This is a genomic window from Secundilactobacillus paracollinoides DSM 15502 = JCM 11969 (assembly GCF_001311135.1).
GTDB lineage: Bacteria > Bacillota > Bacilli > Lactobacillales > Lactobacillaceae > Secundilactobacillus > Secundilactobacillus paracollinoides.
Genome location: NZ_BBAG01000001.1, coordinates 196,818 through 218,852, shown reverse-complemented (window position 1 = coordinate 218,852; position 22,035 = coordinate 196,818). Strand labels below are relative to the sequence as shown.

At 46.4% G+C, this 22,035-nt stretch carries 11 protein-coding genes, 1 other RNA gene and 7 pseudogenes; 7 read left to right on the top strand and 12 right to left on the bottom strand.

Annotated elements, in window-relative coordinates; translation table 11 throughout:
* Positions 1–296: 296 nt before the first annotated feature.
* Positions 297–898: pseudogene (locus JCM11969_RS01060) on the bottom strand (nitroreductase family protein).
* A 1,024-nt stretch (positions 899–1,922) separates the two neighbouring features.
* Here JCM11969_RS01060 and JCM11969_RS20145 point away from each other — a divergent pair.
* Positions 1,923–2,504 (top strand): annotated as a pseudogene (locus JCM11969_RS20145) (CPBP family intramembrane glutamic endopeptidase); the annotation flags it as partial.
* A gap of 11 nt (positions 2,505–2,515) precedes the next feature.
* Here the strand turns inward: JCM11969_RS20145 and JCM11969_RS16870 are convergent.
* From JCM11969_RS16870 to JCM11969_RS01030, 6 genes and pseudogenes are all read right to left on the bottom strand, one after another.
* Positions 2,516–3,043, bottom strand: coding sequence for an 8-oxo-dGTP diphosphatase (locus JCM11969_RS16870; RefSeq protein WP_082409096.1), 528 nt, complete (start codon positions 3,041–3,043; stop codon positions 2,516–2,518).
* Between the two features lie 130 nt (positions 3,044–3,173).
* Positions 3,174–4,492: pseudogene (locus JCM11969_RS01050) on the bottom strand (ammonium transporter).
* 397 nt (positions 4,493–4,889) lie between these two features.
* Complete coding sequence (locus JCM11969_RS01045; protein WP_054707157.1) at positions 4,890–6,029, bottom strand: THUMP domain-containing class I SAM-dependent RNA methyltransferase; 1,140 nt, start codon at positions 6,027–6,029, stop codon at positions 4,890–4,892.
* Positions 6,030–6,194: 165 nt separating this feature from the next.
* An RNA gene (gene rnpB / locus JCM11969_RS16865) (RNase P RNA component class B) lies at positions 6,195–6,573 on the bottom strand.
* 21 nt (positions 6,574–6,594) lie between these two features.
* A complete protein-coding gene (gene gpsB / locus JCM11969_RS01035) occupies positions 6,595–6,948 on the bottom strand; it encodes a cell division regulator GpsB (protein ID WP_054707154.1) in 354 nt (117 codons plus the stop codon).
* Between the two features lie 53 nt (positions 6,949–7,001).
* A complete protein-coding gene (locus JCM11969_RS01030) occupies positions 7,002–7,574 on the bottom strand; it encodes an SLOG family protein (RefSeq protein WP_054707152.1) in 573 nt (190 codons plus the stop codon).
* A 900-nt stretch (positions 7,575–8,474) separates the two neighbouring features.
* Between JCM11969_RS01030 and recU the strand changes: the two genes are divergently transcribed.
* From recU to JCM11969_RS20085, 4 genes are all read left to right on the top strand, one after another.
* Positions 8,475–9,065, top strand: a complete 591-nt coding sequence (gene recU / locus JCM11969_RS01025) for a Holliday junction resolvase RecU (RefSeq protein ID WP_156319208.1) — start codon at positions 8,475–8,477, stop codon at positions 9,063–9,065.
* A 24-nt stretch (positions 9,066–9,089) separates the two neighbouring features.
* The gene (locus tag JCM11969_RS01020; protein ID WP_054707145.1) at positions 9,090–11,441 is read left to right on the top strand and encodes a transglycosylase domain-containing protein; all 2,352 of its coding nucleotides are present in this window, start codon (positions 9,090–9,092) and stop codon (positions 11,439–11,441) included.
* 134 nt (positions 11,442–11,575) lie between these two features.
* Positions 11,576–11,977 carry a maltose acetyltransferase domain-containing protein gene (locus JCM11969_RS20090; protein ID WP_304621838.1) on the top strand — a complete coding sequence of 134 codons (402 nt, stop codon included), beginning with the start codon at positions 11,576–11,578 and terminating at the stop codon, positions 11,975–11,977.
* Positions 11,978–12,002: 25 nt separating this feature from the next.
* Complete coding sequence (locus JCM11969_RS20085; protein ID WP_304621837.1) at positions 12,003–12,209, top strand: LbetaH domain-containing protein; 207 nt, start codon at positions 12,003–12,005, stop codon at positions 12,207–12,209.
* Positions 12,210–12,282: 73 nt separating this feature from the next.
* Here the strand turns inward: JCM11969_RS20085 and JCM11969_RS01010 are convergent, their stop codons facing one another.
* The 5 genes and pseudogenes from JCM11969_RS01010 to JCM11969_RS00985 form a co-directional block, all read right to left on the bottom strand.
* Positions 12,283–12,999, bottom strand: coding sequence for a DnaD domain protein (locus JCM11969_RS01010; protein ID WP_054707142.1), 717 nt, complete (start codon positions 12,997–12,999; stop codon positions 12,283–12,285).
* A gap of 311 nt (positions 13,000–13,310) precedes the next feature.
* Positions 13,311–14,605 (bottom strand): annotated as a pseudogene (gene asnS, locus JCM11969_RS01005) (asparagine--tRNA ligase).
* Positions 14,606–14,625: 20 nt separating this feature from the next.
* A pseudogene (locus tag JCM11969_RS01000) lies at positions 14,626–15,809 on the bottom strand (pyridoxal phosphate-dependent aminotransferase).
* 138 nt (positions 15,810–15,947) lie between these two features.
* A complete protein-coding gene (locus JCM11969_RS00995; RefSeq protein WP_054707138.1) occupies positions 15,948–16,454 on the bottom strand; it encodes a cell wall elongation regulator TseB-like domain-containing protein in 507 nt (168 codons plus the stop codon).
* A 103-nt stretch (positions 16,455–16,557) separates the two neighbouring features.
* Positions 16,558–19,382: pseudogene (locus tag JCM11969_RS00985) on the bottom strand (helicase C-terminal domain-containing protein).
* A 699-nt stretch (positions 19,383–20,081) separates the two neighbouring features.
* On the opposite strand from JCM11969_RS00985, the pseudogene mvk reads away from it, so the two are divergent.
* Together mvk and mvaD are read left to right on the top strand one after the other, a co-directional pair.
* Positions 20,082–21,052: pseudogene (gene mvk, locus JCM11969_RS00980) on the top strand (mevalonate kinase).
* Positions 21,027–22,016 carry a diphosphomevalonate decarboxylase gene (mvaD, locus tag JCM11969_RS00975; RefSeq protein WP_054707127.1) on the top strand — a complete coding sequence of 330 codons (990 nt, stop codon included), beginning with the start codon at positions 21,027–21,029 and terminating at the stop codon, positions 22,014–22,016. Before mvk ends, mvaD begins: the two are co-directional and overlap by 26 nt.
* Positions 22,017–22,035: the final 19 nt, after the last annotated feature.

Sequence of the window (22,035 nt, the reverse complement as noted above, 5' to 3'; positions counted from 1 at the left end):
AATTTTAGCATAGTTCTGATCAGTATCGGTAACTGGGCGACGAAAAATATTAACTGTTAACTATGATACCAGAAATTAAGAAATTAGTTCGTGAAATTTTAAATCATTCTTTTTAAAATGGCTAAATTACGATTTAATATAAAAAAAGACGAACGATGTTTCATGAACGAGATTGAAATGTTGCGACTCTGGTGATCGCTCCAGATTATCGTGGCTCACTACTGTCTAATTTTAACAAAAAACGTGCCCCGGAATAAACTCCGAGGCACGTTTTTAAACTTATTTAGGACTTCAGCTTATTTCAAAACTTTAAAGCGAATATCGTCGTCCATGAATTCTTTGTCGCCAGCGTCACTTTCAATTGACCAAAGTCCATTTGGGCACGTAACCGCCAGCCGTCAGGAATTTCGAAAGCTTCCTTAACGAGGTCATCGATCAGTGGATTGTAGTGTTGTAGGTTGGCGCCGATCCCGTTTTCCGCAAGTGATGTCCACACAGCAAACTGCGCATTCCCTTGGCCTTGTTCTGACCAGTCATAGAAGTTATCAGCGTACAGCGGGAAATCATTTTCGAGCTGGTGTACCGTATCCATGTCAGTATAGTAAAGCACTGTCCCAAATGCTGCCTTGAAGGCATTGATCTTCTGTAACGTTTTTTGGTAGGCTTCTTCGCTAGGCACTTCAGACTTGAGGCGCTTTGCGACGATGTCCCATAATTGTTCATGCTTATCGTTAAACAGGATGACAGCACGGGTTGTTTGACTATTGAAAGCAGTTGGGGCTAACTTAATATCCTTCTTAACCAGGTCAGCAATTTCATCTGGTGTTTGTGTTAAATGACGACCCAATGCATAAATGGAACGACGTTGTTTGGATAATTCTAATAATTGTTCTTTCATGTGATAAGCAACTCCTCATTGTTGTTTGTTGATGTGCGTTTTTTGATTACGAAAAATAGTATATCAACTTACTTTTAATAAGTAAAGAGTTTTTCATGAAAACCGAGAATTTTTCACTGGTATGTTGTGGGTTGAAAGTTGGGGCGCTTGATATAGCGGTGGTTGGCGTTTTTGATTAAGAAAATTTAAATGTGGTTGTATTAGGTTGCCGGAGGTATGGGGAGTTCTGTGGTTGAGTGGGCGCTTTTTTTTCACCTTTTTAGAGGGTTGACTTACATTCTCCGACTTTTTCAATTTATATTGCCTAAACGCCTTTCACAAGGGGTCTTTCCATTCTTGGATGATTCAAAGTAGCGCTTTAATGCCGCTTCGTTCCACCGTTCGGCCCTGCAGGCTGAAGTTTTCCGCAATTTACCTTGAAATTCAAAGATCTAATTCAAGGATCTCCTACGACTCCCGTGTTCGTAACTGGTTTAAGGACGGCCGCTAACAGCCACAGAGCCTGCAATGCCGAAGGGCTCCACTACGCTACAATTCTGACAGTGGTCGTCACATGTAATAAGTTTCCAAATGCGGTATCACGAAACATCTATATTAATCGTTACAGGCGACATAAACATCATGAGAAGCATTGCTGTTAATAGTCTTACTAGCAGTCGAGTGCGGATTCTCTGCGAACTAGTTTTAATGCAATTGTGAAACTTAACTAATGATAAAAAGTTGGCTCAACGTCAGTGGAATGCAGCAATTTGGCACGAAGCTGTGGTGTTGACATCAGTTGGCGACCGTACTTTGGTCGGTTACTGATGTGCGAGACGATTGAGATCCACTCGAGAGCTGCGCAGCAGAAATCGAGTTAGCTCAGTCGCGAGCCACTACACGGAGTGCCAAATTGCGGAATGGAACGGACTATCACCTAATATTGAAAAGTCCGTTACACACCGCCCCTAACCCGCCTTGTTCCACTCTCTGTACTAGTGTTACACTAGTAACCACCAATTACCAATAAGGATGTGTAGCATCAATGGATTTGAAACATGAACGACGTAAATTATTTGGACAATATGGGTACTTCCTGCTGCTTTGGTTTGTGATTCAGGTCTTTTACAACACGCCCATCAGTAATCTTAATTCTGGTTGGACCGAGGAAGCCTTGCTCGACAGCGTTAAATTTCTCATCTGGTTTGTTTTCGGTGCTTGGCTGATTCACCACACCAGAAAACAACTGGCAATTGAACGGCCCTACCTGTTTAACTGGCGTTTTAAGCCATTCTATTACTGGTTAGCTGCCATTATTGTTTATTTTTTGGTGGTGACAGTTATGCAACATCACCAAATTGCCATCAGTCCCAAATTTAAGCCCGAATATTTCTTTCAGGACTTCTTGATTGTAGGTATTTGCGAGGAGACCATGTTTCGGGGCTACTTTCTCAATCTCCTCTTAAAGCTCTACGACAATGAACAGACCGCCCTGATCATTCAAGCCGTCATGTTCGCTGGTATTCACCTGCCGCGGTACTTTACAACCTATCCCACCTTGTCCGCACTCACCATTATCACGAATCTGATCACGGTCGGGTTACTGGGATACCTGTTTGGCTGGCTGTTTGTTAAGAGTCACTCCCTGTGGCCGGGCATCGTGACCCACAGTGTCTGGGACTTACTTGTCGTTGCCTCATCGGGGGTTAGCGTTAAACTGCCGTTCATTTCAAATGACACAGCATCCACCGTTGTTTGTTTCGTAAAAATGGCCAGCATTTCCATAAAACTCTCCGCTGTATTGGCACGGTTGAGGTCCGCCAGTGGGTACCAAAGGATGCGGCCTTCATCGCCTTGTTTCAGCTGACCGGAAAACTGACTTGTGCGATACAAGAAACCGATTTTGCGATAGTGGTCTTGCGTGTCAAACCACTCAACGGTGCCGCAGGATTCTAGCTGACTAACAGTCAACCCAGTTTCTTCAAATACTTCGCGCGCCATTGCGGTCGCCAAGGGTTCACCAGGTTCAACGTGGCCGCCGGGAAAGGAATGACCAAATTTCCAATCCACGTCGGTTTTGTCTTCCACAAGGACCTCCTGCGTGTCTTCATTGATCACCATACACATATTGACGAGTTCAACGGGTTCTGTTCGATCTAATGGCATTTTATCCACCTCAATTTAAATATAAAAGCGTTGCTTGGATTTAGTATAACAAATCCAAGCAACGCTTTTTGTTTTCAGACCATTTATTTTGAGATACCCGAGCATTTCCGAGAGAATGTTAATGCAATCGTTATTTTTTACCAAGTTTAGCAGTTTGGCCTTGGAATTCAGAAGAGTACTGGTTCATATCAGACCGGTACCGGTCGAGATCCCGGCTAAACTCAACCGCGTAATCGGCTTCTTCACCGTGCTCGCCCATATCAAGGCCCAGCTCTTCTTCGCGCCGATCGACTCGCATGGGCATGAACAGCTGCATCACTTTAATGATAATGCTGCCCATGATGGCAACAAAGATGATCGTGCCAAACGTCGCTGCCAGTTGGACCAAGAACATATGCCAACCGCCACCATAGAAAAGGCCATTTTCTGGCAAACTGCCGTTGACAGTTTTGGTCGCAAACAGTCCGGTTAGAATACTACCGACGATTCCGCTCACACCGTGACACCCAAACGCATCTAAGGCATCATCGACACCAATGCGATCCTTTAAAACGTTGACGAAAAAGTAACTCGCCAGTGTGCCAGCCAGCCCAATGAAGAAGCTCCGGTAATCGTCACGTAGCCTGCTCCCGGTGTAATTGCAACCAGGCCGCATAGGGTTCCCGTGCAGACGCCGACCAAGGTTGGCTTGCCGTTCTTCGTGAACATGTCGAGAAACATCCAACTTACCATGGCTGTCGCTGCGGCAACCGTTGACGTCAACATGGCTTGAACGGCCACTCCGTTGACACCCAATGCTGACCCCGCATTGAACCCATACCAGCCGATCCAAAGAATCGCGGTTCCTAAAAGCACCCATGGCAGGTTGTAATGGGTATGCGGAATATCGCCGTAGTGGATCCGTTTACCTAAAAAGGCTGACAGAACAAAGGCGGTGATCCCAGCGTTGATATGAACGACCGTCCCACCGGCAAAATCGACGGTTCCTAGGCGGGCTAATAACCCGTTGGGACTCCAGACCATGTGGACCATGGGATAATAGATCAAAATCGACCATAGACAAACGAATACCAACAAAAACCGGAATCTGATCCTACCGACAACGGCGCCAACGAACAGCGCTGGTGTAATGACGGCAAACATCATTTGAAAGATGGCATAGAGGCCAGTTGGAATTTTAGTTGCCGTCAATCGCGACATATTGACGCCATGCATGAAGATGTGAGACGCTGAGCCGATAAAGCCGCCAAGATTCCCTTCAAACGATAGACTGTACCCAATAATGATCCATAGCAGAATGGCCACCCCAGTCAGCATGTACACGGATAACATCGTGTTGACCACGTTTCGTTTCGAGACTAACCCGCCATAAAAGAAGGCTAATCCCGGGGTCATAAACAGGACTAAGATGGTTGCTAAGATCATGAATGCTACGTTGGCTAAATTCAACAGCATCACTTCCTCTCGTTAATGTTATAAAGTCTAACATCATTTATGAGAGAGAACCACTACTTTAGTGAGATGTCAGGTTGCCTTAGGAGATAAGGAAACCGCTTACTATACCAATTTACGACGTTAAAAAATGATTAAAAAATTTTGAGACTTGTTCAACGCAATGGCACGTTTTATGTCATATCTATGATGTGACATAAATTTCATTATTGCTAGTCAAGCGCCCGTCTTAACAGTATCGGCTCTATGATGCAGTTGTATTTCGAGGTTACATGACTGACCTTTCTCTAATGATTGTCCTTCAATGGACACTAAAATGCAGTCAACACAAAAAAGGTGTCAGCTCAACACCCATTTTGGTCATTAAGCTGACACCCGTTTATTCTAGTTGATATTAATGCTGGCGGTTCTGATGACCCCAATATTGGAAGTAATCGGTTCTGAGTGCCCCGTTATAGAGTTTTCGACGCTTGGTCGCCTTCTCGCCATAGAAGGACTCAAATGATAGATCAGCAGTCAGAATGTACTTCGACCACGTTGTCATTGGCTTAAAGACTTGCCCCATTTGCTTATAGATCTGGCGGACACTCTTTTGGTCCCCCATCCGCTTCCCGTAAGGCGGGTTAGCAATCATGACGCCGTTTTCTTGATCCGTCGTAAAGTCTTTTACTGCCAGCTGCTTGAACTGGATATCGTGAAGAACACCGGCACCATTAGCGTTTAACTTTGCAATATCGATCATTGACCCATCAATATCGTACCCTGTAATATCAAGGACTGGGTCAGTCTGTGCAGCCCGAGCTTCTTCCTTCAAGGTATCTGCCATTTTACGATAGTCAGGATGCCAGTCTTCACAGACCACGTGCCGGTTGAGTCCAGGCGCAATATTTCTGCCAATGAGCGCAGTTTCAATTGGAATGGTACCGGAACCACACATTGGGTCGACAAATGGCATATCCGGGCGCCATGTCGTTAATTTAATCAAGGCGGCCGCAAAGTTTTCCTTCAACGGCGCATCCCCTTTTTCCTGTCGGTAACCACGTTTGAATAAACTATCACCGGTCGTATCGAGTGTCAGCGTGGCAACATCCTTGTCTAACGCAATTTCAAGTGGGAAGAGTGCGCCCGTTTCTGGAAAACGTGTTTTACGATGGTAGGCCTCAGTCATTTGACTGACAATTGCTTTTTTCGTCACCGCCTGAATATCGGATACACTAAACAACTTTGAATTTTTTGAACGGCCATTAACGGGAAATTTGGCATCCATAGGGAGCCATTGATCCCATGACATTGCACTAACTGTGTCAAAAATATCATCAAAAGTTTTGGCTGGAAACTGAATTAATATAATTTTGATGCGGTCTGCTGTCCGCAGCCACAAATTAGTGCGTAAGATATCGTGCATGTTCCCTTTAAACGCTACCCGGCCGTTTTCAACCTGGACATCGTAACCCATGTCCCGCAGTTCCTGTCCCGCAATGGCTTCAATACCACTGGCAGTTGCTGCGTAGAGGTTCATTTCTTCGTTATTCATGTTGTGCTCCTATTCCTTTGTTTTCGGTGCGACAGTTCTGTTTTTAAAGCGAGACCGCTCGAAATCAGGTGCTGGCGAGATCAAACAGCCTTATTCATCACGATCCTCAATTTATAGCCATAAAAAAAGTGGACGCCTAAGCGCCCACAATCCTGATTTGTAAATCGCTGTAAGCCATGTTCCGTACTTCACCTAATGCCAGGGACAGTTAGGTCAAGCGGTAATCATCTATCTCGAGAGTTAAAAACTCTCCCCCCACAACTTAGTTCATTTCCGTGTGTGAAGCGCCCCTACCGTAGTTTGGGTTGCCCGCTCGAGGGGTTTACCACGTTCCACCACTACCGTTTCCAATAGCGTCATCGTCGCTGTGGCACTTTCAGAGGTATTAACGCATAGCCGAAACCTTAGCGCTTTTCCCCGCCGTAACTTCTTGCGAAGTCCCCCGGCTTATTTTTTCACCGAGCACGAACACTACAGGCATCGCAGCCTGTGCGAGCATGGACTTTCCTCAGCCGACTTAAGCCGACCGCGATTACCCACGATTTACAAAAAATGTTAACTTATATTAGAGCCGGTGTGACGTGTTACTATTACTGGAATCCAGTTGGGAACCAAACACATGACGTTCCAGGTTTGATAAGCGCTTCAGGATATCCATATTAGTCACATTACTTGCCGGTTGACTCGTTTGAACCGTTTGCTGACCGCCACCAACAGAAATCTGTTTCGTCAGCTCATCTACCTTGGCTAACAAACGTTCGTTTTCGTCTTGGAGGTGTTGATTCTCCTTCGTAAACGCTTCGTAGTCTTTGATGACATTATCCAAGAAACTATCAACATCAGCTGGGTCATAGCCCCGCATCTTCTGACGGAATTCTTTTTGTAAAATGTCCTTGGGAGTAAAATTGATCGTTGCCATTTAAATACACCTCATCATTTATTCAACACCAACATTTAAGATGATACCAAAAATTAGTCGAGATTGAAACCTTTTTTTGAATTTTCTTGAAATTCATACGAATACTCTTGCAATTGGTCGAAATCAACCAGCTGCAACGGATAGGTATGGTTTTCTTGCCAATGCATAATCGCATCATAATCGTACCGCGATTTGCCCTCGTTGTCTACATCATATACTAAAAGTGCCCCATCAGTGTGGGTCAGCATGAAATTTTGATAATTTCTTAATTGTTGTGGCGACGTGTAATCCTGATCACTGACGGGGGCTTGAAAGTCCACCTGTTCCTTTAGATCCGCCAGTTTTTCCTGGTTATCCGGTTTCCATTGATTGCCGAAATGCGCAAATGGCATCATTAATGCAACGTTAAGTTCAGGATAATCTGGCTTTAACGAAATGGCCGCCTTCGCTGCCATCTGTTCAATGCCAAGCTGGCCCCCAGTGATGACCCAAGTCGTGCCGTCTTCAATTGCTTGCGTGATCAGCTTAGTCAGCGCATAGTCGATCACTTGATACTTCGGCTCAGTTTCTGAGAATAAGCCTAATTCATATGACCGATAGCCAGTGATCCATAGTCGTTGTGCCATGTCTGCACGTCCTCCTTTATTGAATGGATGATCCACACTTGTTTTTGGGTAAAAATATTGGGTAAAAATCCGTTGCATTCCGCAATTTGGCACTCCGTGTGGTGGCTCGCGATTGAGCTAACTCGATTTCCACTGCGTGGCTCTCGAGTGGATCTCAATCGTCTCGCATATCAGTAACCGACCAAAGTACGGTCGCTAACTGATATCGACACCACAGCTCCGTGCCAAATTGCTGCATTCCACTGACGTTGAGCTCCCTTTTTATCACTGGTTAAGCATCACAATTGCGTTAAAACCAGTTTGCGGAGAATTCGCCCTCGACTGCTAACCAGACCGTTAATAGGTGTGCTTCTTACCATGTTCTAGTCACAGATAACAACTGACTAACAGGTTTCATGACACCATTTATGAAGCCTTGACATCTAAGATAACGATTACAAATATCGTAACGTAGTGGAACCGTTCCGCAGTGCAGACCGCGATCGACTCCAACTCAACCTACAGGGCCGAACTGTACAACAAAGCGGCATAATAGCACTATTTAAGTTCCCTCCTAAAATTGAAAAGAACCTTTGAGACCAATTGCTTTCACTATATACAGACGAAAATATAGCTTAATTTCATTAAACTTGTGCAGTGATGCCAATCAGCTACTTGAAAAACGGCAGACATAACCGTATCATACGCTTGCACACCTTAACCCAACTTTAAAAGCATCGGCAATTGTCCCATATTCGGACATTTCCCATACAAGTGTTCGATGATTTTTAAAGAACTAAGCCCGTTATCACGGGTTTTTTGCATTTACTTGTTTATTGAAAACGTGTCCCTTGGTATAATAACACTAACTGGGTTAACATAGTTTCGACGAATTCATAACGAAAAGAGATGATCCGGTCTGTGACAATTCATTATCCGAACGGCGCGTGCTTCTCGCCAGGTCAGCAACCCAACCAAAAGTTAAAGCTGACCACCTATGGCGGCCGAGGGATGACTTTAGAACAGGAGCTTAATGAGAGCAATCAATACTACCTGGCTAACGATATTGCTGTCATTCATAAAAAGCCGACCCCCATTCAAATCGTCAAAGTCGATTACCCCAAACGTTCCGCCGCAGTTATTCGGGAAGCCTACTTTCGGCAAGCTTCCACCACGGACTACAACGGTATCTATCGTGGCAGATACGTCGATTTTGATGCCAAGGAAACCCAGGAAACGACCCGCTTTCCACTAGATAACTTCCATAAACACCAGATTGAGCACATGAGAAGTTGTTTAAAACAAGGCGGCATTTGTTTTGGTCTGATTAAGTTTGTTAAATTAGATCAGCTATACTTATTAAAGGCTACGGATCTCATCACCTACTGGGATCACCAGGATACGGGACACAAATCGATACCCCTTAAAGTATTTGACGACATTGCGCTGCCGATCCACTACCGACTCAACCCAATTATTCCCTATCTCGATGCGGTTGATCACATTATTTAACGCCTTAATCAAAGGAGCTTACCTATGTCAAGTAATTCAAATAACGATGAGACGCGTTCTGGGCGTCGACAGCAAAATGCCAAGCCCAAACGAAAACGTCATTTATTTCGAACGATATTTACCAGTCTGCTGGTCTTATTCTTAGGCGCCATCCTATTAGGCGCTGGACTATTCTTCTACTACGCGCAAGGCGCGCCTAACATCACTGAATCCGAACTTTCAAGTGATACGTCGACCAAGGTCTACGATGCTGACAATAACGTTATTTCCCGGTTAGGTGCTCAAAACCGTGACTACGTGAAGTCAAGCAAGATCCCTGGTACGTTAAAACAAGCTGTTGTTTCCATTGAAGACCGTCGTTTCTATAAGGAACACGGGGTTGACCCGATCCGTATCGTGGAAGCCGCCTTTTCTAACATCCGCGGCTCTTCATTAGGGATGCAGGGTGGGAGTACCCTGACCCAGCAACTCGTGAAATTGTCTGTCTTTTCAACGTCCAATGCTGACCGAACTTTAAAACGGAAAGCCCAGGAAGCTTGGTTGGCCATCAAGGTTGACCAAAAGTACAGCAAGTCAAAGATCCTAGAATTCTACATTAACAAGGTTTATATGGGTAACGGGGTTTACGGCATGGAGACCGCCGCTAAATATTACTACGGCAAATCACTCAGCCGCTTAACGCTGCCGCAGCTCGCAATGTTGGCTGGGATGCCGCAAAGTCCGACAAACTATGATCCAACGCGCTACCCTAAGTACGCGACATACCGCCGGAACCAAGTGCTCGCCGCGATGGCCCAAAACAAGGTGATCAGTTCCGCTCAAGCAAAGGCTGCTGAAGCCACGAGCGTGCAAAGTGGTTTAGCCAAAACCCATCCGGTCACAACGGTCACGAATAAGAGCCAAAAGTATATCGATGCTTACTTAAAACAAGTCTACGCAGAATTAAAGGCGGATGGCTATAACACTAGTACCGATGGCTTGCGGGTCTACACGAACCTTGATATGTCGGCTCAAAAACACCTGTATAACATCGTCAACTCCAACAACTACGTCGCCTTCCCAAGTAAAAAGTTCCAAGTTGGTGCGACGCTGATCAATCCTAACAATGGTAAGGTGACCGCCATGATTGGCGGCCGAAAGACTGGTAATGTCAGCTTCGGGCTTAACCGAGCTGTCCAAACTGACCGGTCGAGTGGGTCAACGATCAAGCCACTGATGGATTACGGGCCGGCTATTCAGTACCTTAAATACCCGACGTATGAACCAGTTAAGGATACGGCATACACCTATCCTGGTACTGATAAACAGCTAAACGACTTTGATGATAAGTATGAAGGCACCATTACCATGCGGAAAGCGCTGGTTGAATCCCGAAACATTCCAGCTATCCGAACGCTGGATGCTGTTGGGATCACAAAGGCGACTAAGTTCCTGAGTGGTCTTGGGATGACGTTTAAGGACAAACTGACCCTGCAAAACGGGATTGGGGCTTATATCTCCACCGAACAAGAGGCCGCTGGTTATAGTGCCTTTGCGAACGGTGGGACCTACTACAAGCCAAGTTTGCTGAACAAGGTCGTCACCAAGGATGGCAAGTCACACTCCTACGGCAGTACCGGGAAGCGCGCCATGTCATCAGCCACAGCCTTTATGATCACCAACATGCTTAAGGGTGTTATTAATAGCTCTAACGGTTCAGGAACGGCAGCCGCAATTTCTGGGTTATACCAAGCTGGTAAAACTGGGACAACGGCTTACCCTGACGACTATGTGAATAAGGTTCCAGCAAGCAGCACCATGGATTCATGGTTTACTGGGTACACCAAGAATTATTCACTGTCTGTCTGGACCGGGTACGACAAACAATTTGCCACGGGTGGATACGTGACTGAGGATGAAACCAAGATAGCCCAAGAGATCTACAAGTATGAAATGACCTATCTCGCACAAAACGAGAACGTTTCAAACACCGACTGGACCAAGCCGAACGACGTTGTTGAAACAACCCGAAACGGGGTCGATGAATACTATATTCAGGGGTATCCTGGTGATACAACCACGAGCGCTAACGGTGGCACCTCAACGAATGCTTATAGCAGTTCTGCAAGCAGTGCAACTGGCACCAGTTCAAGTAACGCAGCCACCACGAACCGGTCAACATCGTCGTCGACTAGTTCAACTGACTCCACGAGTTCTTCAACTTCAACCAAGCAAGAACCTAGTGGCGGAAGCGGCAGTGGTAGTGGCAACGATGGTAACAGCACGGAAACGACAACGTCATCGTCGACGTCAACCACCACTTCTGAAAGTACTGGTGGTTCAACAACCACTGGTGGTACCACTTCAACGAAGTCGAGTGCCAAGGCAAGCAGTTAAGGGACACATTTTAAATCAAAAACAGCTTGAATCCGTCTGATTGGATTCGATCTGTTTTTATTGTCCCCCCCTTGTAATCGTTTACATGTTATACTACAGCTAAACCCTGCATCATCATACGGAGGTACAACACCATGACAACCAACGAAGAACGGATGTTAAGTGGTCAGCTCTATAACGTTTACGACACAGACCTGGCTAAGAAAACGGATCGGAAACAAACCCTGCTTGCATCCATTAACGATCCCAGCACCACAACGGACGTTCAGCCAAAGTTTCGACAGCTTCTGGGCAAAACCGGCGCACACTTTTACATTGAACCGCCCTTTTTCTGCGACTTTGGCGACAATATTACACTTGGCGATGACGTGTACATTAACACCAACGCTGTTTTTCTCGACTCGGGTCGCATCACGATTGGGAGCCGGGTATTAATCGGCCCGCGTGTGAGCTTATTTGCGGCGAGTCATCCCATTGCGGCGGACGTCCGAACCAAAATGGTTAGCCGATGGTCACCCCATCGTAATCGGCGATAATGTTTGGCTTGGCGGCGGTGTCATTGTGAATCCAGGCGTCACAATTGGCGACAACACGATCATTGGTTCTGGGGCTGTTGTGACCCATGATATCCCCGAAAATGTCGTCGCAGCTGGAAATCCCTGCCAGGTACTGCGGTCGATCACTCAGAAAGACCAGGACTACTGGCACCAGCAAGAACAGGATTATCTAGCTGAAACGGGGCCGCTCGACTCATCGACGATTCAGTGACAAACAGCTCATCATAAAAAGGGCCTCCGAAATCACCCGATTCCAGAGGTCCTTTTTATGGCGATCATAAAGGTTACTTGTCTTGGTCACCAATATTAAATAGCGGAATATCAGGTGTCTTAGTCGCATCTGATGAGTGATTAGATTGCTGGCCAGATTGCCTTGAATTGCCCTGATACCGTTCCTTTTCCTGCTGTACCTGTTCAGGAGTAGTAATGTGTTTCTTCTCCCAACTCAAAAGAATTCGATCCATGTATTTGAGACTGTAGACTTGACTGAGCACAGCTTCTTTCAAGGCCAACTGAATCAACTCACCTGAATAATGATCTTTATCCAACCACTGGGCAATTGTTTCGAGTTCAATTGGCGACAGTGGACGCCCAAATTCAGATTCAACCTGTTTGAACACCACCTGGCGATCATTAGTCGCTGATTGCTTGACCGTAGCCGTTTCCTGATTGGCAACGTACTGGGCCAATTTTTCATAGAGCTGGGTAAAATCATAGGCGTCCTGAGCAAGCTGATCCTTTTGATGGGTCGTTTTGATTTGCATCATGTTTTGACTGATCATTTCGTGTAACACTTGAAAGACCTGATTATCAGACAGACCCACTGACTGCGCGATCGTTGCTGTCGGTGGAAAGTCATTGCCCTGATCCGCGAAGGATTTTAACTGAAGATAGATTAAAAATTGCTCATTTGTCAGTCCAAGGTCACGATAATGACGCAGCAGTAACGTGGACACCACGGTGTTTCCAGACGACAACAATGCTGTTGTAAATGCGTCCACTCCGACGTCCTCCTTTTTATAAAGTCCTAACTTCAATAGGATAGTGGTTTGAGACAAAGAAGACAACTATTTGGTTTAATAGCTGTCTTCTTTAAGGATTTTGTACATTATTTGCTTGTGAATAGGCTGCTAAATTGAAACTTGCGCTGGAGCGTACTAGTGTTTCAGCGATTGTCTATCTAGCGACATAGCCGAAACGAGTTCCGGAAAACAGAAAGCTGCATGTAAGCCAACTCTGACGAAAATGCCAGGTTCAGGCATTTCCGTCAGAGTTGGCTTACACTCCGCTTCCTACCGTTTTCCTCCACTCTCTACGGGTAGATCCGATTCAACAATCTTGGGAACGGAATGGTCTCACGGACGTGGTCTTCTCCTGTGATCCAGGTGAGGGCCCGTTCTAGGCCTAATCCAAATCCTGAGTGAGGCACACTGCCGTATTTTCTTAGATCTAAGTACCATTCATAGTCCTTTGGATCTAAGCCAGCTTTGACGATTTGGTCGTACAGGTAATCATAATCGGTTGCCCGTTCTGACCCCCCGATAATTTCTCCGTAGCCTTCTGGCGCTAACAAGTCGGCACAGATGACAACGTCATCCCGCGTTGGATGCGGCTTCATGTAGAATGGCTTGATGGCCTTTGGGTAGTTCAAAACGAACACTGGTTGGTCGAAATGGTCAGCCAAGAAGGTTTCTTCAGGTGACCCGAAATCAAAACCCCAATCCACGTCAAAGTCGTTTTCCTTTAACAGGTCGATGGCTTCATCGTAACTGATCCGCGGGTAAGGTAATTGCGTATAGCGTTTCAATGTTTCAACATCGCGATCCAAGGTCTTTAAGGCGCCGGCACAGTGATCGATGACGTTTTGAACCAAGAAGGCAATGTATTGTTCTTGAACCTCAAGACTTTGTTCCTGATGCATGAAGCCATTTCGGGTTCGATCATCCAAAATTCAATCAAATGCCGACGTGTCTTTGACTTTTCAGCACGGAATGTTGGTCCAAACGAGAAGACCTTATCAAATGCTAAAGCACCCGCTTCTTCATACAGTTGACCTGATTGAGAAAGGTAAGCATCCCGATCAAAGTATTCCGTATGGAACAGGTCGGTCGTCCCTTCAGGCGCACTTCCCGTTAAAATTGGCGCATCGATCTTGGTAAAGCCATGGTCATTGAAGAATTGGTACGTTGCCCGAATAACTTCGTTTCTGATCGTCATAATCGCGTGCGGCCGACTTGAGCGTAACCAGAGATGACGGTGGTCCATCAAGAAGTCAACACCGTGTTCCTTTGGCGTGATCGGATAATCGTGACTTTCACCAACCACTTCAATCGTTTCAACTTCAATTTCATACCCAAACTTTGACCGCGCATCTTCGTGAATGACACCTGTAATCCACATGCTGGTTTCTTGTTTAATTTCCTTGGCCATCTCAAAAACAGCCTCGTCGACGTTCTTCTTTAAAACAACGCCTTGGAAAAATTCGGTTCCGTCCCGTAATTGCAGGAAGGCAATCTTCCCACTTGATCGTTTGTTGGTCAGCCATACGCCAATTTTGACTTTTTCATTGACGTGGTCTTTTGCGTCGATAATGTTAATTTGTTGCACCAATGTGTTTTCCTCCAGAACTATTGAATGTTTTGGTTCATAAACTTGCTTAAGCGGTCAACCGCCTTTTTAAGGGAAGCTAAATCCGTGGCATAACTGATCCGTAGATGATTATCCACACCAAACGCGTTGCCGTCAACCAGCGCCACGTGGCTTCGTCCAAAATACGCGCCACAAATTCAGCTGTGCTCTGAATACCAGTCAGTTTTAAGGCTTCAGAAATATCTGGGAATAAGTAGAACGCCCCCTGCGGTTTAACGGCCATGTTAAAGCCGGGCAGTGCATTTGCAAGCGGATAAATGGTGTTCAACCGTTCCTCGAATGCATCGTGCATTTTCTCAACGGCACTTTGATCACCCTGCAACGCAGCTAAAAATGCATACTGACTCACAGCGGTTGGATTCCCCGTAGCGTGGGATAAAAACGCACTGAGCTGCTTGATCACTGAATCAGGGGCAATCACATACCCCATTCGCCAACCAGTCATAGAGTACGTTTTTGAAGCCCCATTGATGACGATTAAATTATCACTCAAGTGGTCGTCTAACTGGGCAATTGAAGTAAAGGTGGCACCGTTATAGGTGAGCTTGCCATAAATATCATCCGTTACAACGATCACATCGTTAGCGTCAGCCCAGGCCTTTAGGGCAATCAATTCCGCTTTATCATAAATGACACCAGTGGGATTTTGCGGGCTATTCAAAACGAGGGCACGGGTCTTAGCCGTTAGTTTCTCATCTAACTGTGCGGGGGTTACCTTAAAGGTCTCTCCCGTTGCGACCGGCACGGAGACGCCATCCGCCAACTTGATCTGTTCTGAGTAGCTGACCCAGTATGGATCAGGTAAGAGCACCTCGTCACCGGGATCAAGAATGGTTTGGAAAGTGGCGTACAGTGCCATTTTCGCACCTGTGGTCACCGCGACGTTGGTTGCAGTCAGATCCAACCCATATGCAGTATTCGTTGTATCAGCAACTGCCTGACGCAGTGGCATTAACCCTGCTGCCGGGGTGTAAAAGCTTGCCTTGCCAGTATTGATGGCATTAATGGCGGCGTCTTCGATGACTCTTGGGGTTTCAAAATCGGGTTCACCGATTCCCAAATTAATGACATCGATTCCGTCAGCAATCATCTGCTTAGCTTGCGCAGAAGTTTTCATTGTCGCTGATGGCTGAATCTGTAAGCTTCTCTTTGATAAGTGCAAGAAAAACGCCTCCTAAAGGTGTGTGAGTATGTTAACGCGCTGCAAGTGTTCCATGAACCATGTTACCGCATTTTATGAAGACACAAAAGCCAGTTCTCAAAAAAACTTGGGAGCTGACTTTTTTGCCACGTAAACCAGTTAAATATTTTCGATCAGTTGCAGCAGTTTACCGCTCTTAAAACTCAGGGTCTCGTAACACAACTGCCCCTTTTTATTCATGTAGCTCACGATCCATGCCGATTTACCGTTAAAGACACTCAGGGCTGCTGATAATACCTTCTTAGGGTTGCGCTGCGACCAAACCTTGCTGAGGACTTGGTTTCGCGTCAATCCGTCAGATTGTTGCATGACCCGCAGTTGGGCGCCCTTTTGCGGGACTAGCACATAAATGGCCTTATTTTGTTTATTGGTCCCCGCAACGGTGTAGTAGGTCTTATTCAAATTAGTCCAATAGAAAGCCGACTCTTTTTTGAGACCCGCGTATTTTTCCGCCATTGAAATCGATTGTGACCGTACTTTGTTGATCGGCGCTGTCGCGTGATGATACCCCCACAATGTCCCAATGATCAAGATCACAATAATGACTAAAATCGAGCTTAACACGCGACGGCCCCGTCGACGGCGTCCCGATTGTTCTCTTCTCATGTTAAAACTCCTTTATTACATGGCCAGCGCCAAGGAACCTACTGGCCTGTGATGCGTCTAATTGTGCCGTTTTCGGCCTAATATTTAAAATTATAGCAGACTATCACGATTTGTGGCGTCCTGTTTGGTGAATCTTAAAAAATTGTGCTAAATCGTTCGTAATTACCGGCATATCTGCGGCAAGAACCGGCAACGATTCAGGGAGCGTCTTCATAATGGTCTGTCCGTAGTGGCGATTGACAAGCCGACTATCGAGAACGACCACGACGCCGTAGTCAGAACGCGTCCGAATCAAGCGTCCGATACCCTGACGTAGTCGTAACGTTGCTTGGGGAGTGAGAGATTATAAAACGGATTCTTCCCCTCGGACTTCAGTTGTGCAAACTGCACCTGGGTCTCTAAGCGGTCCGGTGAATCAAATGGCAGCCGGGCAATGACTAACACCTGCAGTTTTTCCTGAGGCAGATCGATGCCTTCCCAAAAACTGGCAGCCCCGAGGAGCACGGCATTGTCTTCATCCATGAAGCGTTTGATCAACTTTTCCTTACCACCAGAAACACCCTGGGCCAGCAACAACCGTGTCACGCGGTAACTGCCAGTAGTAAGTTGCTGGTAGACCTGTTGGATCATCTCAAGCGAGTTAAATAAGATCAGCGTTGGCCGGTTCGCGGCCCGTAACAGACCGCGAATCGCCCCAACGATATAGTCGGTATATGCGGCATCGTTCTTAATATCTGGAGCGTCTTTACTGATGTATAGCTTGGCCTGTTTTTCAAAGTTAAAATCGGATTTCAGGCGACGCACCTTAACGTTTTCCCGGTCTAAATCAAGCTGATCGTAAAGATACTGCGACCGGTTAGAGGAGAACAAGGTTGCCCCCGTGAACAACGGTGCTTGAAAGTTGCTATAGACCTGGCGTGACAAGAAGCCCTTCACCGACATGAGACTGGACGCCATAATGACGTGTTCAAGATCCTGACTGACCGTTACCCAGTAAAGGTAGGCGCCCCGGCCGTCACTGACCATGGTCGGTTGTTTTTGAATGGTGACAAGTCGTTGCCAATTATCAAACGCCGTCATCAGGTTGTTCGCAAAGCCGCTAAAGTGCTCGTTATCGCTTGGCAACCACTTTGCTGCCTGACTCTCGAACCGTTGAGACAGGGTCGTCAGCAACGTTTTCATCTTTTCGGCGAGGATGTTCAGTTGGTCAAACAACCCCTGATGGTCCTCACTAAACGCTTGCCATTCATCCGCATCCAGCGCCACTTCTTTATACGGTTGCTTGATTTTGCCTAACTTCGACTGCACCGTTTTTAACAAGTAGTCACTTAACGCCGTCAACTGGCGGTCAAATTCAACCAGCCACGCGCGCATAGTCGCAAAATCCCTGGTAAACGCTGGCTCATGTAACGCGGTGACCACCCCGTACTTATTATCAGGATCTAGTTGATCTAACTGGTGATGCACCAGGTTCAGCGTCACTTGAAAATCGAATTTCTGTCGGTTCGTTCGCAACGCATAGTCTGCTAAATGTTGTGCCTCATCAACGACCAGATACGGCTTACTTAAGTGGGCACCAAAGTAAGTCGCGTACTGGACCAAAAACGCGTGGTTAATAATGATAAATTGCGCATACGGTAGACGCGCATAAAGGCGGTGCAGAAAATCATTTTCGTAAAACGGCGACTGATCTGTCACTGTTTCCAGTCCTTCATGACGTACTTCGTCGAGATATGGCGGGTCATTTCGGAAATGTAACTCATCTAAATCACCGGTCACTGTTTGCGTTAACCAGACAAGCAGCCGCAACTTGATCAGTTGGGATTGTTTTGACCGTTCTGGATGCTTTAACGATGTCATGAAACGATTGAGATCTAAATAGTGTTGTTTCCCCTTTACGACGACCGCGTTAATATTAAACGGCAAAATATCATTTAATAGCGGCAAAGTCTGGTTCATGAGCTGCGATTGTAAGAGCACAGTATCCGTTGCAATAACAACTTGGTGGTCTTCATGACGTGCTAAATAAGCCAGCGGTAACGTGTAGCCCAGACTCTTACCGGTACCGGTCGGCGCTTCAATAATTAATGGCTGGTTCTGCGTTTTAGGCACCGTATACTGGCGGTAGATCAAATTCATCATCTTGGCCTGATCTGTGCGCCACTCCAAGTACTTTGGATAAAGTTTCAGCTTACTTTTCTTCGTCCGCGGAAACGTATACTCATGGTCATCAGTTTCATTTAATACCTTGTTTTTGCGCAACGCTAACCCGTTAGTGACGATCAGATCATCAGCTAGTGACTCGTGACGTTTTCGTGCATCGTGTAGAGCCCAGTCAAACAATTTTGCGGTCTGTTGCGGCAGGTCTGCATTGACGGCGACCATTTGTTGCAGGGTGACGATCGGTAACGACGTCAAACGCTTTAAAAGAACGATCAATAGTTTGGCGGTCACCAAAGCATCGTCATCTGCAGAGTGCGGATGATCGTGTTGAATGCTCAGGTAGCTGCTCAGGTCATGAAGCCGATAACTGTCCACCGTTGGCAGAAGAATCTGACTCAACGTGACCGTATCAATCGCTTCGATCGGTAACACGGGATACCCCACTCGTTCGAGTTCAGCATTCACGAAGGGAAAATCAAAGTTAACGTTGTGCGCAACAAAAACGGTGCCACTGAGGAGGCTATAAATCGTTCCAGCAACGTCGTCAAACAGCGGTGCGTGTTTAACCTGCTCATCCGTGATACCCGTTAAGGCCTTAATGGGTTCTGGAATTGATTGTTGCGGATTAACATCCGTTGCAAACTTATTAATAATTTGGCCGTTTTGAACTAAAACAGCGCCAAATTGGATAATGCGATTACCATCGGCCACGTTTGTCCCCGTGGTTTCAATATCAACGATGGCATAAATTGTATTAGTATCCATAGTTTTATTCACCAAATCTTTTCATTACTTGCCCTAAACATCATACTACATTCCGTCATAAAAGTGGTGAGAGAGTGGAGCAAACCGGTTAAAGACTGGAGCAGATACGGACGATGTTAGGTCATACCGGGTCTGGATTGCCTAACGTGTCCGTATCTGTGCAAGTCTTTGGTTTGCGAAATTCGTTTTGGCGTGGTGGCCTGGAAGCGGCCTGGTTATTTGTTTCTAAGACTTCTATGAATCGTTCATGGTGGCTATTTTTCACTTGTGTTTTGAGTTGAATAACCACTGATAGATCATGAATAATGATATTGTTAGCATTACTTTAATTCTTGATTAGTTGCTAGGTGTTGAAATTACTATTGCTGATAATTGTAATTGCTGATAATTGGAATTAATTTGATTTTAATGCTATGTCGAAACGTGCAATTCTTTCTTGGTTACCAAGCCGAAACGCGCTCCTGAAAGCAGAAGGTTGCACGCAACTGGACACTACCACAAATTCCAAAACCAGGAATTTATGGCAGCGTCCAGTTGCGCTCCACCTTCTAACCGCTTTCTTCCGCGCTCTTTAATTTTTCCTAATGCCTAATGATTGCATTCTAGCGTTTATCCCCAAAAAAGAGTATGATACAGTGTGTTTGCGTACTTTGAGGAAGAAAAACGCGATTAAATTTACCATTGAAAGGGGTCGTCACGTTGCCTATTTCGGCTACTGGCACAAGTCATGCCAAAATTATCTTAATCGGTGAACACAGCGTGGTGTATCACCAACCGCTATTGCGCTGCCCTTGCCTGCTGTTAAAACCACCGTTACCATTACGGAACGTAGTGGGAACCAGCAGTGGCTGATCAGCCGCTACTTTTCTGGCAACCGCAGTGATGCGCCCATTCAACTTAATGGTATCAACCATCTGTTAGATGTCCTGCTTGCGCGTTTCAACCAGCAGCAAGCAGGCTTTACCCTTGAAATTAGAAGCCAACTACCTGCTGAACGGGGCATGGGGTCATCTGCCGCCACAGCGGTTGCGACTATTCGAGCACTCTATGCTTATTTAAAGGTGCCACTCACCCACGAACAGCTCCTGTCAGACGCTGATATTTCTGAACACATTATTCACGGCAATCCAAGCGGCCTAGATGTCGCAACTGCCAGTGCATCAGCACCAGTCTGGTTCGTTACTGGGGAAACACCTAAATCATTGCCGTTTCATCTTGGCGGGTACATGGTCATTGCCGATAGCGGCATTTATGGGCAAACTGGGTCAGCTGTCGCGAGTGTGGGCAAGATTCTTAAACGGCACCCACGGCGCGCTAAGAAGCTCATTGCCGAACTTGGCCGTCTCACAAAAGATGCTAAGGACGCTCTGGGGCACAATGCAATTCAAAAATTAGGTACCATTTTAGACGCTGCACAGGTACAATTAAAGGCGTTAGGTGTCAGCCACCCGACCCTTGATAAGTTAATTCAAATTGCCAAGACCAACGGCGCATTAGGCGCAAAATTGACCGGTGGCGGCATGGGTGGCTGCATGATCTGTCTCGTTGAAGACATCCACGTTGCCCAACGCGTGAAGCAAGCACTCAGTGATGCCGGCGCAACCGCAACTTGGGTTCAACCACTATTAAGTGAGGAATTAGCTGATGAAACCGACAACGTTACCCGTTAAAGCACGGGCACACACAAACATTGCTCTGGTAAAATACTGGGGCAAAAAAGACGAAGACCTCATTATTCCACAAAATTCAAGTCTCTCGTTAACACTTGATCAATTTTATACGGATACTGCTGTCCAATTTAGGGACGAATTGGCGGCTGATCAAATCACGTTTAATGGGCGCACCTTAACTGGTGATGCCCAGCGGAAGATCAGCCGCTTTTTAAATGTGGTTCGGGATCTTGCTGGCATTACTGAATTTGCTAGCGTAGAAACGACGAACCACGTCCCCACTGCTGCGGGACTTGCTTCTTCAGCTTCAGGCTTCGCAGCACTGGCTGGTGCAGCAAGTCGGGCAGCTGGATTGCAATTAGCACCCCGTGACCTGTCACGGCTTGCACGCCGCGGCTCTGGATCGGCAACTCGTTCGATTTTTGGCGGGTTTGCGGCCTGGCAAATGGGGCACAATGACGAAGACTCTTATGGCTATCCCATCGCTGAAAACGTTAATTGGGACATTGCCGTCGTGGCGGTGGTTCTAACTACAGCTGCTAAAAAGATCTCTAGTCGCCAAGGCATGCGGGCGGCCGTTAAGACATCGCCGTACTACCCTGCCTGGGTTCAAACTGCAACCCAAGATTTCGAAACAGTTCGCAAGGCAATTAACGACAAGGACTTTGAGACACTTGGTCACGTGAGTGAGGAAAATGCCATGCGCATGCATGCGCTCAATCTTAGTGCCGACCCAAGCTTTACATACTTTAACGCTGATACGCTGCGCGCCATGGCCATTATTACTGACCTGCGAGCAGCTGGTTATCCGTGTTATTTTACGATCGATGCGGGTCCCAATATTAAGGTGTTGTGTCAAAAACTGGCTGTTGAAAAGGTGGTCAGCAGTCTTCAATCGGCCTTCGGTGAAGATGCTGTTTTAGTGGTCCACCCTGGTCCTGGCTTGACCTTTATCACCGATTAGCGCACCATCAACTTAACTA

Excerpts from the sequence above, each read along its gene's own strand:
- gpsB (WP_054707154.1), bottom strand. The coding sequence starts at position 6,948 with ATGGCAACGATCAATTTTACTCCCAAGGACATTTTACAAAAAGAATTC.
- JCM11969_RS01030 (WP_054707152.1), bottom strand. The coding sequence starts at position 7,574 with ATGGCACAACGACTATGGATCACTGGCTATCGGTCATATGAATTAGGC.
- JCM11969_RS00995 (WP_054707138.1), bottom strand. The coding sequence starts at position 16,454 with ATGAGAAGAGAACAATCGGGACGCCGTCGACGGGGCCGTCGCGTGTTA.
- JCM11969_RS16870 (WP_082409096.1), bottom strand. The coding sequence starts at position 3,043 with ATGCCATTAGATCGAACAGAACCCGTTGAACTCGTCAATATGTGTATG.
- JCM11969_RS20090 (WP_304621838.1), top strand. The coding sequence starts at position 11,576 with ATGACAACCAACGAAGAACGGATGTTAAGTGGTCAGCTCTATAACGTT.
- JCM11969_RS01045 (WP_054707157.1), bottom strand. The coding sequence starts at position 6,029 with ATGAATAACGAAGAAATGAACCTCTACGCAGCAACTGCCAGTGGTATT.
- mvaD (WP_054707127.1), top strand. The coding sequence starts at position 21,027 with ATGAAACCGACAACGTTACCCGTTAAAGCACGGGCACACACAAACATT.
- JCM11969_RS01020 (WP_054707145.1), top strand. The coding sequence starts at position 9,090 with ATGTCAAGTAATTCAAATAACGATGAGACGCGTTCTGGGCGTCGACAG.